Source organism: Haloplanus vescus (genome assembly GCF_900107665.1).
GTDB lineage: Archaea > Halobacteriota > Halobacteria > Halobacteriales > Haloferacaceae > Haloplanus > Haloplanus vescus.
On sequence record NZ_FNQT01000001.1, the window covers coordinates 245,461 to 257,590 of the forward strand.

A 12,130-nucleotide genomic window follows, 5' to 3' on the forward strand; every position below is an offset into this window, starting at 1 on the left:
GTCACTCGCCACCTCCCGGTCCGATGGCGCCCTCGAAGTCGCCGGTCGCGACGAGATAGCCGTCGCTGGTCACGGTTATCGGGAGCTGTGGGAGGGCGCGCCCCGGCGGCCCGCCGACGACTGCCGCCCCCGACGTGGGGTCGAACTTCCCGAAGTGACACGGGCAGACGAACGTCGACCCCTCGCGGTTCGAGACCATACAGCCCGCGTGCGTACACACCTTCGAGTAGGCGGCGTAGCCGCTGACGGTGTAGGCCATGTTCGTGTCGCCGCCGAACTCGTCCTCGGCGAAGCGCACGAGCAGGGTCGGGGCGTCCTCGATTCCCGGTCGGGGCTCTGGGAAGGCGGTCAGCTGCTCGCCTTCCGCCAGTCGGTCCTCGGTGATGCGCTCGCCCGACCCGTCGACGAGGTGGATGCCGTCGGAGTAGACGGGGCCGCTGTACCCCCGCTCGAACACCTGCGTCAGTCCCGCGAGCGGCGCGGTGAGGCTCGCGACGGCCGTCAGCCCTCCGACCGTCGCGAGGAGCTTTGCGATGTCCCGCCGCTGAATCTCCATCTGCGCTCGGCGGTCGGTGTAGATGCTCGGCTGCACCGAGCTCGCCTCCTCCTCACAGGGACAGTCGTCGCAGTCCTCTCCCGTCATCGGTCGTGCCCCCGTTGCTCCGCGACTTCGATGTGCGGCATGAACCACGCGTAGTACGCGACGGTGGAGAGCGCCAGCGAGACGAACATGCCGGTGGCGTAGATGCCGAAGTACTGAGTCCGCCCCAGCGTCAGGTACTCGCCGGTGAACAGCGCGGCGAAGACGATGGCGAGGACGGTCAGCCCACCCATGGCGAGCAGTCCCTCGATGGCGTCCGTGGCGTCGTGATACGCCACGATCCAGCGATGGTCGGTCTGGAGCCACGGGAGGGAGACGACCTCCGTCCCCCCGTCGGCGGAGACTGCGGGCGAGGCGTCGTCTGGCGGCCGCACGGCCTCGTTCATGAAGCGATGCACCGCAGTCAGGACGCCCACGAGGCCGAACAGGGCGACCCAGACGACGACGCCGACTTGGCTCGGCGAGAGCTTGTTCGGCGTGTCGGCGACTCCCTGTAGCGGCCGGAGCTCCGTGACGCTCTCGTCGATGGCGACTTCCTCCGACGGTGGTTCGCCGTGGAGAGCGACGTACCACATCGGCAGCAACACCGTCACGACGAGCGCAACGATGACGACCGTGTTCCGTCTCATGGTCCTCCGGTCGGCCTGTCGGCTGGTGGTTGTGTGACGCTCATAACTGAGCGTGCCGCCACGAGCATCGTAAAATACCCCGACCGTTACAAGAAAGTGGGACTGGCGTTCGGGGATAGAGTGTTACCGGATGTTCGCTGCCGTCCCCGAACGTCATCCACCTGACCGATACTACTAACTCCTGTTCGCCGAAAATGTCGGGCGATTCCACGATGAAACTCCACGAGTATCAGGCGAAGCGTATCTTCGCCGAGGCCGGGATTCCGACCCCCGACTCCCGGCTCGCCACGAGCGTCGACGAAGCGGTCGACGCCGGCCGCGACTTGGGCTATCCCGTCGCGGTCAAAGCGCAGGTTCACGTCGGCGGCCGCGGGAAGGCCGGCGGTATCGAAATCGCGAGCGACGAGGCCGAGCTCCGCGACGCCGCGGACGCGATTCTCGGCATGGACCTGAAAGGTTACACCGTCGACCGCGTGCTCGTCGAGTCGGCGGTCGATTTCGTCGACGAACTCTACCTCGGCGTGACGATGGACCGCGGCGAGGGCGAACCCGTGGTGATGGTCTCCTCGGAGGGCGGCGTCGACATCGAGACGGTGGCCGAGGAGACGCCCGAAGCCATCGCACGAGAGCACGTCGACCCCGCATTCGGCCTCCACCCCTATCAGGCGCGGAAGGCGGTGTACGGTGCGGGCATCCCGGACGACGCCGCGCGCGCCGTCACGAGCGTCCTCCAGACGCTCTACGACCTCTGGGAGTCGAACGACGCCAGCGAGACGGAGATAAATCCGCTGATGGTGACGAGCGAGGGCGACGTGGTCGCCGCCGACGCCGTGTTGAACGTCGACGACGACGCACTCTTCCGACACTCCGACCTCGCCGAACTCGAAGAGGAGTCCTACACGGACGACTTGGAGCGCAAGGCCGGCGAGTACGGCTTCGACTACGTCCGTCTCTCGGGCAACGTCGGCATCATCGGCAACGGCGCGGGCCTCGTGATGACGACGCTCGACTTGGTCGATTACTACGGGGGAGCGCCCGCCAACTTCCTCGATATCGGCGGCGGGGCGAAGGCCGAACGCGTCGCCAACGCCCTCGATATGGTGTTCTCCGACCCCAACGTCGACTCGGTGGTGTTCAACATCTTCGGCGGCATCACGCGCGGCGACGAGGTGGCGCGGGGCATCAACGACGCACTCGAACAGTTCGACGAGATACCGAAACCGGTGGTCGTCCGCCTCGCGGGCACCAACGCGACAGAAGGCATGGAGATACTCAACACGGAGCTCGTACAGGTCGAAGAGACGCTCGAAGGCGCCGTCCAGCGGGCGGTTGCGAACGCCGAGGAGGTGGCGGAATGAGTTCCGTCGAGCACGTTCTCGCTCGCAGTGCTCGTGAGACGACGCTCGACGACCTCACGCGAACCACCGGGGGGTGGTTCGCGTGAGTATCTTCGTCGACGACGACACCCGCGTCGTCGTGCAGGGCATCACCGGCGGCGAGGGGTCGTTCCACACCCAGCAGATGATGGCGTACGGCACGAACGTCGTCGCCGGCGCGGTGCCGGGTAAGGGCGGCGAGGTAGTCGAAGGCGTCCCCGTCTACGACACGGTCCACGAGGCGGTGCGACACGAGGACGCCGACGCCTCCGTCGTGTTCGTCCCACCCGCGTTCGCCGCCGACGCACTCTTCGAGGCACTCGACACCTCGCTGGACCTCGTTGTCGCCATCACGGAGGGCATCCCGACACAGGACATGTCGAAGGTGGCCCGTCGCCTCCGCGAGACGGATACGGCCCTCATCGGTCCGAACTGCCCCGGCATCATCACGCCCGGCGAGGCGAAACTCGGCATCCTGCCGGGCAACATCTTCGACGACGGCAAGGTGGGGCTGGTCTCCCGGTCGGGGACGCTTACCTACCAAGTCGTCGACAACCTCACCAGCCGCGGCATCGGCCAGACCACCGCCATCGGCATCGGCGGCGACCCCATCATCGGCACCTCCTTCATCGACGCCCTCGAACGATTCGAGGCCGACGAGGAGACGGAAGCCGTCGCCATGTGCGGCGAAATCGGCGGCGAGGACGAGGAGGAGGCCGCGGAGTTCATCGCGACGGAGATGGACACGCCCGTCGCGGCCTTTATCGCCGGGCGCACGGCCCCGCCGGGCAAGCGGATGGGTCACGCCGGCGCCATCGTCTCCGGAAGCGGCACCGGAACCGCCGAAAGCAAAATCGAGGCACTCAACAACGCCGGCGTCCCCGTCGGCGACACGCCCGAACAGGTCGCCGACCACATCGAGGACTTCCTGTAGGTTTTTGACGCGGGCCGCTCACTTCGGCCCGTGTCCGACCCCGTTCGACGCTGTCCGGCGCACGGCTACAGCGACGGTGCCTGTCACTGCGGGACCGTGGGCGAGACGGTGCTTCCGGCGGACCGCCGCACCCAGCTCTCGAAGTTCCTGAGCGGCGCGCTCAGACACTTCCCCGACGACGCCGGCCTGTCGCTGGACGACCAGGGTTGGACGGCGTGGCCGGCGGTAGTCGAGGCGGTGAGCGAGCGCTACCCGTGGGCCGACAGCGACGCCGTCGCGGCCGTGGTGGCGACGGACCCGAAGGGGCGGTTCGAACGAGACGACGGCCGCGTCCGCGCCGCCTACGGTCACTCCGTCGACGTCGACTTGGACCCCACCGACGACCCCGTCCCCGACCGACTCTATCACGGCACGTCGCCATCGGCCGCCGACTCGATACGCGAGGAGGGACTGAAGCCGATGGGGCGCCAGCAGGTCCATCTCTCGGCGACCCGCGAGGACGCGCGGGCGGTCGGGCGGCGCCACGCCTCTGACCCGGTCGTCTTCGCCGTCGACGCCGCGGCGCTCGCCGAGGAGTTTCGAATCGCCAAGCGCGGCGAGGGGACGTACACCGTCGACCGAGTGCCGCCCGCGTTCCTGACCGTCGTCGAGGACTAGTCGTCGGTCGCGTCGTCGGCGACGGGTGCACGTTCGGCCTCTGCCGCCACTTCGACGGTCGAGAGCGGGCCGTGATACGTCGAGCGATAGCCGAGGAGGACGTCGTGGCCATCCGCGGACATGAGCACGGGCCAGAACGCCTCGTCGGCGACGAGTGCGTCGCCGTCGGCCGTCGCAAACGTCTCGCCCGGCGCGACGCGTTCGAAGTTCTCGGCGAGGACGTCGTAGGACTCGCCCGGTTCCTTGTAGATGGCTTCGCTGACCTCGTAGAAGCCCGGGTCCGGAGCCGGCGGGTCGCCGGGGAGGACGCCGGTGTGCTGGAAGAAGGCGACGAGGCAGTCGTAGGCGTTGTCGACGGCGCGCTCGGACCCCTGATACCCCGCTTCGATGTCGACGAAGCCGGGAAGTTCGACGGAGCGCCCGTCGGCGACGACGGTGAAATCGACGGCGGCGGTGACGGGCAGGTGCGCGACCACGTCGCGCTTTCGCTCGTTCAGGTACGCGACGTTGGCGAACGCTCGCTCGGAGGACACCGTAGAGTGGATGCCCAAGGAGAGACAGCCCTCGACTTCCGTCAGGAGTTCGTGCGCGAGTCGTTCCTCGTACAGGTCGCTCTCGGGGTCGCCCGGGAGCGCACGATTCAAATCCGTCTCGACGTAGCGCACGTTGTCTTCCAGTGCGCGTTCGTTCGCGATAATCAACTTCGCCGGGCGGTCGACGTCGGGGTCCGTCGCGAGGAAGCGTTCGATGGCCCGCGCGCCGCAGGGTTCGTCACCGTGGACGGCACCGACGACCGCCACCTCCGGCGTTCCCTCACCGACCGTGTGGACCTGCATGGACGGCCCTTGACAGCGACGGCCGAAAAACTGTTCCCTACCACCCGCCCGCCGACGCTCGCGACCGACACGCGCCGTCAGTAGCCGGTCCCGAGGTAGGTGTGGACGGCGTCCCCGTCCTCGAGTTCGTCGACGAGCGCGATGGCGAAGTCCGCCATCGAGATGTAGCTCTCACCGTCGTCGTCGGCCACGAGTTCGCGGTCGGCCGTCCGATACTCGCCGGTTCGCTCGCCGGGTTCGATAAGTGCCGCGGGCGCGACGTACGACCACGCGAGGTCGTCGGCATCGCTGAGAACGTTGTACGCGTCGATAGCGGCCCGTGCGACCGGTTCCCACTCCTCGGGGAAGTCCGCTGTCTCGATGAGCATCGTCTCCGGCCCGACCATGAGTCCGCCGGCGCCGCCGGTCCAGACGAGTCGAGAGACGCCCGCCCGGCGCAGGCCCTCGATGACGGCGCTCATCATGGTCGTGAGAATCTCGGGTGACGCGTCCTCGTCCGGACCGAGGGTCGAGATGACGGCATCGTGGCCTGCCGCGAGCTTCGCCACGTCGTCGGCGTCGGTCGCATCGCCGGCGACGGCGACGAAGTCCTCGTCGTCGACTCCCTCGACCGCCCCGCTTCGGGAGACGCCCGTGACGACGTGGCCACGGTCGAGGAGTTCGGCGGCCGTTCGCTGTCCGATGCGTCCGCTCGCGCCGAGGAGTAACACGTTCATGAGAGGGTGCTGACGGAGGGAAGTCCCGCGAACGCGGGTATGGCGAGAATATCGCACACGAGCGTAATATAGGTTGCCGAACGCCGACCGCGACTCGCGATTACGACATGATGGTGGCTAGCTGTCGCTCAACGCGGTCGACGTTCTCCACGAGGTCCTCGACCATCTGGTGTTGAGTTTCGTTGGCGTCTGCCAAGCCGTCGATGGACTCGGAGATGTCGGCGGCCCGCCGCGACACGCCGTCTATCATGCTGGCCATCTCCTCCGCGCTCGCCGCTTGGTCGTCGGTGGCTTCCGCGATTTCGGTGATTCCTTGGTCGGTCTCTATCGTCGCGGAGCGGATTGCTTCTTGGTTGTCCAAGACCGTCTCCAAGTCCGACAGTCCGCGCTGAATCTCGTCCATCGTCTCTTGGACGGCGTCGACCGTGTGGTCGGTCATCTCGCTGACCTCCTTGACGATGGTCTCTACCTCGTCGGCGTGCTGTTTCGACTCGTTTGCCAACTCCTTGATTTCGTTGGCGACGACTGCGAACCCGTCGCTGTTGCCGTCGCTGCGGGCGGCTTCGATGTTCGCGTTCAGCGCCAGAATGTTCGTCTGGTCCGCGATATCGTTGATTACTTCGACGAACTCGTCGATTTCTGCAATGTGGTCCTGGAGCTCTGCCGTGTCTGTGGCGACCTGTTCGGCGGACTCCGTCGCCGCGCTGACGCGTTCGATGGTCTCGGTCGCCGTCTCGACGGACTCTTCGGCGAGGTCTCTCGCTCGCTCGCTTTGGTCGCTCACTTCTTCGGCGCTGGAGGCGATTTCCTCGACGCTCGCACTGAACCCGGAGACTTCCGACTGGACCTCGTTCAGGTTGCTAGCCTGTTCGTCCGCGACGTCTCGAATCTCACTCGACTGCTCGGTGACCGCCTGTGCCGACGTCCGGAGTTCGTCGACCGCGGATTCGACGTCGCCGGTCATCTGCGATTGGAGTTCCTGCAGCTCGGTCCGCTGTTCGACGATATCGCTGAAATCGACCAGGAACTCGACCGCACCCATAGTGTCACCGTTCGGCCCGAGCAAGGGGACGGCCACCGCGCGAGCGTGGACCGTCGACCCGTCCGGCCGTTCGGCTGACCGAAACTCGGACTCGCGTATCGGTGTCGCCGTCCGAATAACCTCCTCGGCGAGCGTCTCGGATTCGCCTTCGGTCCCGAACACGTCGTAGGCGTTCATCCCGACTGCCTCGCTCGACGGGAGGCCGAGCAGCGTTTCGAGCGCGCCGTTCCACTGCGTGATAACGCCGTCCGCGTCGACGGCAAACGCCGGCTCCGGCAAATCGGCAATCAGTGATTCGAACGTCCGCCGCCAGAATCCCGCATCGGCGTCCATAGAGTCCGGTAACAGTTCCTGCATCGCGTCGCTTTGTGCCATTGCTAGCTCTTCTTGGGTGGGTGTTCTAATTGTTGTGACCTTATTATAATCTCTGAGAACAACGGTGCGAAGCGTTCAGCGACGCGAATCAAGTGTCTCTCTGACCGAGTGACAAATCACGTCACTCCATCGGCGGAGCACTCACGAACCGTACGTCAATCGAAGACGTACTAATCATACCGCCGAGAAGTCTATATTCGGCTACCCCGACAGACTACTAATGATCGAGGATGCCGCACATCGCATCACCACGTATCTCCGCGAGCAAATCGACGACGGACTCCGAACCGTCGTCGTTCTACGGCCCGACCGGTGGGCCGGGATATATCTCCGCTCGGACCTGCAAGAGACCTACGACGGCGGGTCGTACGAGGACGTTCTCGACACGTTTCGGGACGGAGAGACGTTCGATTTCGACGACGAAATCGGGGAAATCGGGCAGCGCCGCGCCTTAGTCCACTACTACGAGGAGGCGTTCGTGTTCCTGTTCCCGTTCGACGACGGCGAGGTCATCTTGGTGAGCGTCGAGGCGGACGCCGGACGAGAGCTGTTGATGTTCATCGAGACGTGTCGACGGCAGATCTACGACGATTTGGAGTATCAGTAGGTCGGTAGGGTTCTCTATTCAGAGTCTTCGATTACTGCCAGAGAACTCACTGTGAGAGTCCTCGACCCGGCTGGCGAGTTCAACTGACGACGACATCGAATTCGATTGCATCGGGATGCACTTCGACATCCAACCCCCGCGAATCTGCGCTATCTGTGAATTCGTGTGTCCCTTCGGGGCCGTCTCGAATCGTGACGTGGACGCGTGCCGTCTCCGCGCCGACGACGTTGGAATACTGCTTTTTCGTCCCTCGAAGGACGCCCTCGACGGGGGCGAGCGTAAACGTGTCGTCGAGCAGTTGCTTGCTGTCGTCGACCCGGGTTACGGTAATCTCACCGGTGATTTCACACTCCGTCTCGTTTCGCACCGTGATATCGTCTACGTTGCCCATCGAACAGCCAGAGAGACTGCCGACCCCAGCGACCATCATGGCCGTGAATCGCCGTCTGGAACGTTGCACGGGGATTGATCATACTCTCTGCACACGTGTGTCTTGTTGCTAATATGACGACGAGGGCAGCGGTCGAGAAGTGGTGATACGCAGGCTAGCTCTCCGTCGCAATCTGTAGCGAATAGGCGATACACACCAACCCGGCGAGTTGGGTCAGCCTGACGAGGAGGCGGACGACGTTTTGGAGGTCGATGGGAAGGACGCGGAACGCGAGCAGTCCTTGGCCGGTGACCGCGAGCGTGTACGTCAGCCCGAAGAGGAGTATCATCCCGACCGAGAGCCAGCGCATTGACCGCTCGTCGTTTCGTCGAAGCCCGCGATACGCTTGATAGCCGATGTAGAGGCCGATAACCGCGGAGACGGTCGATACGGCCCCTGCGAGCAGGCCGACCGGCGATCCGAATCCAACGACCGACATCAGAATTTCCCCCACATGTTCGTCAGTTGGTCCGCGATATCGTCGCTTTCCCGGTCGATGTCCCACGCCAACTCGCCGTCGTGAACCGTGAGTTCGAATCGCTCGAGCCGTGAGACGTACACCGTCTCGTGGTGGCCGTCGGACCGTGGTCGCGTTCGTTCCCCGACGAGGCCGGCATCGGTCAGCCGGTCGAGTCGGCGGTAAATCGACGACGTCGAGACCCCACAGCGCTCGCTGAGTTCGGCGGCCGACAGCGGTGTCTCGCTGGTCGCCGCCAGAATCGAGCGCACGTGCTCGTCGTCCAGCAGTGAGACGACGGTCGCGAGGTCCACGTCGGGCATCTGTCTATCCGGACTCATCAGCGTCGTACAAACATTCTGGATTTCATACTCAATCACCTCGCGGAGACGTCGGCACCTGGCGCTCGGCGCTCGGTACGCAACGTCAGTCATCGGTCGCCCTCCAGGGCCACGTGGAAGAGTACGTGAAAGTGCGTTCCACCCGTCGAGTACACGAGACTGACCCCCCTCGCGTCGCGATGCTCGCTCAGGTCCACGGTCGCTTCCGCCCCGGACGAAACGGTGTCGGCGTCCGACCAGAGGGGCCGTTTCTCGATTTCACCGGCGTCGTCCGGATGGTCGATGTCGTAATAGAGCCTGTCTGCGCGGACTGATTCGCCGGCCTCGTGTCGAATCGTGACGCGCTCCGCCTCGTGGCGTCCGCCCCACGTCACCTGCGGGAGGTCCAACTGGGGGTCTCTCTCGGGATTCGAATCGAAGGGTATCCGGGTTTCGACCGTCGCGAGCTGGCCGTCTACGTGGACGTCGAAGGTTTCGGCCTCCGCCGAGAATCGGTAGTCGTCTTCACGGAGGGCGTTCTCCAGTGCCTGCGTCGTCGGCACGGAAGCTCCGTCGTAGCGGTAATAGACTATCTGATAGGCCGTCTCGCCGTCGAATCTGAACGCGTCGGCGAGCATCGCCTGTCGCCCCGTCGGGTCGTGACTCTCCGTGTTGACGATGAGGTATGCGTTCCCACCGGCCGCCGTCGTGAGCTGCTCGAATCCCGCGTTCGCCTCGTGATATCGGGGCCGTTCGCCGCCGCCTGCGTCGACGACTGCTTCCAGATTCGGCCGGCTGTGAACGTGTTCGCTCTCCCACACGATGACCCCGTCGCCGACGGCGACGCGCCGAGGGACGTCCGAGCGAGCGAAGACGTCGAATCCTCGGTACTGGCCGGTACGTTCGTAGCCACTGCCGGCGACAGTTTCGACGACGTGCGCCCGGTCGAAGGCCGCCTCGATGACGGTTCCGAAGCTGGAATCTAGGAACTGGTCGTAGTTCTCGAAACCGACCCCGAAGTAGTCTACGTCTGCCTTACTGTACGCGCGTCCCGCGACGAACTTCTCCGGTGCGCCGGGCCGAGGACCGGTCGACTGCAACGCGACGAACGCGTACGGGTCTGGCGAATCGGTACTCGTCGGCGCGGGAAGCCACGTTCGGTACGTGGGGTCGTCTCCAGCTGGAACGTCGAGACGACCGTAGCGTTGGTTCCCGCCGAGCGGTGGAAGACTAGAGAGACACCCGGCAGTCAGCGTCGAGAGCGACGTTGCGAGTGCTGCACCGCCGGTTGCGAGCAGGCGGCGGCGCGTCGAATCGATGGAGGGCCGATGTCGAGGGGGCATGCTGCAGTTCGACGCTCGGACGGGACGGCCATATAACGAAATTCTCGGCCCCAGTCACGCGCAGGTCGTCGGTGGGTTTTTATGTCAGAGTGGGTCGCATCGGCTCTTCGCTACGTCCCTCTCAGTGTGACCGGGCACTATCGCGGAGCGTCGATGGCGAGTTTTCGAACGCCTCCACGTGGATGGTGTTCGGGACGAGACACCGGACGAGACCGCCATCTCTTTCGTCGGGGATACGCCATCGCCTGCCGTGTCAGCCCTCCATACCCGACGACAGCTGCTATCGATGCTCGGCGCGACGGTCGCTTGGAGCGGTGTCGCCGCTGCGACACCAAACTCCCCGTCCGAGACGGGAGGCTCTACAGCGACCCCTACCGCGGCGCCGACTGACCCCGACCAGCCAATCGGGACGCATCGAACGAGCGGCGTCACGCCGGCACGAGCCGGCTACAACGCCGACGAATCTCCCCCGGAAGCAGCAGTCTCCCGGCAGTGGTGTGTCGGCACCGACGCTGCGAATCGCCAGTCCGAGGTGGCTGTCGTCGATGGAACGGTGCTGTCAGCCACCCCCGAGGGACTGCGCGCGCTTGATGCTCGAACCGGCGAGCGGCAGTGGCGAGCGAGAATCGACGGCGGCCCGCCGACGGTCCGTGACGGACGCGTGTACGTCGGCACTGGCGACGCAGTCTCCTGTCTCGGGGACGACTCGGGGCGCGAGCTGTGGACTCGTCGATTGTCACGAGTGACGGCGGAGCCGTTACTCCTCGACGTGGACGGGCAAGGACTCACCGTGTTCACAGCCGCGAAGCGAATGGACGAGGACGGGGCCACCACCGGTGCGGTGTTGCACGCCCTCGACGCCGAGACGGGTGAGACGGCCTATCGCATCCAGGGCGACACGGACTCGATATACGGGACGCTCGCCGGTCGGGGCACGCACGTCTACGGCGGCACGACGGCCGGCACCGTCATCGCGTTCGACGTCGAGGCCCGCGGCGTCGCGTGGAAAGTCGACCTCGGCGAGTACGTCAATTCGGTCGCTGTGACGGGAGAGACTGTCTTCGCCGGAAGCCACACGGGCGTCGTGGCCGCGCTCGACCGGACCACGGGCGAGGAACGCTGGCGAACGACGCTCGAGGGCGACGACGTCGAGGTGCGGGCCCGGCCGGCAGTCACAGCCGACACGGTGTACGTCGCCGCGACCGACGGGAACTTGTACGCCTTCGACCGGGAGACAGGCGCGGAACGCTGGCGCTTCGACGGCGGTGCGAGGCTCAGCCAACGCCCCGCTGTCGTCGGCGCGGACGCCCCGAGCGTCGTCTTCGGGAGCGACGCCGGCAACGTGTTCAGCGTCGACGGTTCCGGCGACATGCAGTGGACACACCAACTGCGCGACCGAGTCAACACGCCACCGGTCGTTGTCGACGGAATCGTCTACGTCGGCGACGACACCGGACGGCTCTACGCACTCGCGAACGCGGAGTCGAATCCCGGTTCCGACGGCGCCTCCTGTCGAACACCCACCAAAACGGCCGAGCGTGAACGGAGAGACACCGACGGCGACGGTGTGGTGAACCGCCGCGATTACGCGCCCCGAGACGCGGCCGTCCAGAGTGAGCATGACCACCGAAACAGCGTCCGTCGCTCCGCCAACGAAGACGAGGGAGCGGGATTCCTGCTGGGGACTGGCGTCGGTGCCGGCGCCTCACTGCTCGGCGTCGGCCTCGGGTACCTGCTCTGGGGTCGCTCCGACGAGTGAGCCGTCGTCCGGTCACACGAACTAAGTGTGTCTGCGGCCCAGTTCAGC

Annotated in this window: 14 protein-coding genes; 5 read left to right on the plus strand and 9 right to left on the minus strand. The window is 65.6% G+C overall.

The annotated features are described in order from the left end of the window. Position 1: 1 nt before the first annotated feature. Together BLU18_RS01290 and BLU18_RS01295 are read right to left on the minus strand one after the other, a co-directional pair. Positions 2-643: a QcrA and Rieske domain-containing protein gene (locus tag BLU18_RS01290; protein ID WP_092630268.1), complete on the minus strand. Its 642-nt coding sequence runs from the start codon at positions 641-643 to the stop codon at positions 2-4. Continuing rightward, positions 640-1,230, minus strand: a complete 591-nt coding sequence (locus BLU18_RS01295) for a hypothetical protein (protein WP_092630271.1) — start codon at positions 1,228-1,230, stop codon at positions 640-642. Before BLU18_RS01295 ends, BLU18_RS01290 begins: the two co-directional genes overlap by 4 nt. 212 nt (positions 1,231-1,442) lie before the next feature. On the opposite strand from BLU18_RS01295, the gene sucC reads away from it, so the two are divergent. From sucC to BLU18_RS01310, 3 genes are all read left to right on the plus strand, one after another. Continuing rightward, positions 1,443-2,588, plus strand: coding sequence for an ADP-forming succinate--CoA ligase subunit beta (gene sucC, locus BLU18_RS01300; protein WP_092633559.1), 1,146 nt, complete (start codon positions 1,443-1,445; stop codon positions 2,586-2,588). Positions 2,589-2,670: 82 nt separating this feature from the next. Next, positions 2,671-3,540 carry a succinate--CoA ligase subunit alpha gene (gene sucD, locus BLU18_RS01305; RefSeq protein ID WP_092630274.1) on the plus strand — a complete coding sequence of 290 codons (870 nt, stop codon included), beginning with the start codon at positions 2,671-2,673 and terminating at the stop codon, positions 3,538-3,540. Between the two features lie 30 nt (positions 3,541-3,570). Further along, positions 3,571-4,197 (plus strand): RNA 2'-phosphotransferase, encoded by a 627-nt coding sequence (locus tag BLU18_RS01310; RefSeq protein WP_092630277.1) that lies wholly within the window; start codon positions 3,571-3,573, stop codon positions 4,195-4,197. Here BLU18_RS01310 and BLU18_RS01315 read toward each other — a convergent pair. The 3 genes from BLU18_RS01315 to BLU18_RS01325 form a co-directional block, all read right to left on the minus strand. Further along, entirely contained in the window at positions 4,194-5,033 is an 840-nt protein-coding gene (locus BLU18_RS01315; protein WP_092630281.1) for a M14 family metallopeptidase, read from the minus strand. The genes BLU18_RS01310 and BLU18_RS01315 overlap by 4 nt on opposite strands. Positions 5,034-5,110: 77 nt before the next feature. Next, positions 5,111-5,749 carry an NAD(P)-dependent oxidoreductase gene (locus BLU18_RS01320; protein ID WP_092630284.1) on the minus strand — a complete coding sequence of 213 codons (639 nt, stop codon included), beginning with the start codon at positions 5,747-5,749 and terminating at the stop codon, positions 5,111-5,113. A 100-nt stretch (positions 5,750-5,849) separates the two neighbouring features. Further along, positions 5,850-7,166: a methyl-accepting chemotaxis protein gene (locus BLU18_RS01325; protein ID WP_092630287.1), complete on the minus strand. Its 1,317-nt coding sequence runs from the start codon at positions 7,164-7,166 to the stop codon at positions 5,850-5,852. A gap of 220 nt (positions 7,167-7,386) precedes the next feature. Between BLU18_RS01325 and BLU18_RS01330 the strand changes: the two genes are divergently transcribed. After that, entirely contained in the window at positions 7,387-7,773 is a 387-nt protein-coding gene (locus BLU18_RS01330) for a DUF7522 family protein (protein WP_092630290.1), read from the plus strand. A 79-nt stretch (positions 7,774-7,852) separates the two neighbouring features. Here BLU18_RS01330 and BLU18_RS01335 read toward each other — a convergent pair whose 3' ends face one another. From BLU18_RS01335 to BLU18_RS01350, 4 genes are all read right to left on the minus strand, one after another. Then, a complete protein-coding gene (locus tag BLU18_RS01335; RefSeq protein WP_092630293.1) occupies positions 7,853-8,203 on the minus strand; it encodes a hypothetical protein in 351 nt (116 codons plus the stop codon). 115 nt (positions 8,204-8,318) lie between these two features. After that, complete coding sequence (locus BLU18_RS01340; protein WP_092630296.1) at positions 8,319-8,642, minus strand: DUF7521 family protein; 324 nt, start codon at positions 8,640-8,642, stop codon at positions 8,319-8,321. Next, entirely contained in the window at positions 8,642-9,001 is a 360-nt protein-coding gene (locus tag BLU18_RS01345; RefSeq protein ID WP_394327333.1) for a helix-turn-helix domain-containing protein, read from the minus strand. The genes BLU18_RS01340 and BLU18_RS01345 overlap by 1 nt, the downstream gene beginning before the upstream one ends. A gap of 89 nt (positions 9,002-9,090) precedes the next feature. Beyond that, positions 9,091-10,323 carry a hypothetical protein gene (locus tag BLU18_RS01350; protein ID WP_092630303.1) on the minus strand — a complete coding sequence of 411 codons (1,233 nt, stop codon included), beginning with the start codon at positions 10,321-10,323 and terminating at the stop codon, positions 9,091-9,093. A 250-nt stretch (positions 10,324-10,573) separates the two neighbouring features. On the opposite strand from BLU18_RS01350, the gene BLU18_RS01355 reads away from it, so the two are divergent. Beyond that, a complete protein-coding gene (locus BLU18_RS01355; protein ID WP_143025207.1) occupies positions 10,574-12,082 on the plus strand; it encodes an outer membrane protein assembly factor BamB family protein in 1,509 nt (502 codons plus the stop codon). Positions 12,083-12,130 lie beyond the last annotated feature (48 nt).

What these genes read in the sequence shown, in the direction of transcription:
- BLU18_RS01290 (WP_092630268.1), bottom strand. Translation starts at nt 643, where the DNA reads ATGACGGGAGAGGACTGCGACGACTGTCCCTGTGAGGAGGAGGCGAGC.
- BLU18_RS01295 (WP_092630271.1), bottom strand. Translation starts at nt 1,230, where the DNA reads ATGAGACGGAACACGGTCGTCATCGTTGCGCTCGTCGTGACGGTGTTG.
- sucC (WP_092633559.1), top strand. Translation starts at nt 1,443, where the DNA reads ATGAAACTCCACGAGTATCAGGCGAAGCGTATCTTCGCCGAGGCCGGG.
- BLU18_RS01315 (WP_092630281.1), bottom strand. Translation starts at nt 5,033, where the DNA reads ATGCAGGTCCACACGGTCGGTGAGGGAACGCCGGAGGTGGCGGTCGTC.
- BLU18_RS01320 (WP_092630284.1), bottom strand. Translation starts at nt 5,749, where the DNA reads ATGAACGTGTTACTCCTCGGCGCGAGCGGACGCATCGGACAGCGAACG.
- BLU18_RS01325 (WP_092630287.1), bottom strand. Translation starts at nt 7,166, where the DNA reads ATGGCACAAAGCGACGCGATGCAGGAACTGTTACCGGACTCTATGGAC.
- BLU18_RS01330 (WP_092630290.1), top strand. Translation starts at nt 7,387, where the DNA reads ATGATCGAGGATGCCGCACATCGCATCACCACGTATCTCCGCGAGCAA.
- BLU18_RS01335 (WP_092630293.1), bottom strand. Translation starts at nt 8,203, where the DNA reads ATGATGGTCGCTGGGGTCGGCAGTCTCTCTGGCTGTTCGATGGGCAAC.
- BLU18_RS01340 (WP_092630296.1), bottom strand. Translation starts at nt 8,642, where the DNA reads ATGTCGGTCGTTGGATTCGGATCGCCGGTCGGCCTGCTCGCAGGGGCC.
- BLU18_RS01345 (WP_394327333.1), bottom strand. Translation starts at nt 9,001, where the DNA reads ATGAGTCCGGATAGACAGATGCCCGACGTGGACCTCGCGACCGTCGTC.
- BLU18_RS01350 (WP_092630303.1), bottom strand. Translation starts at nt 10,323, where the DNA reads ATGCCCCCTCGACATCGGCCCTCCATCGATTCGACGCGCCGCCGCCTG.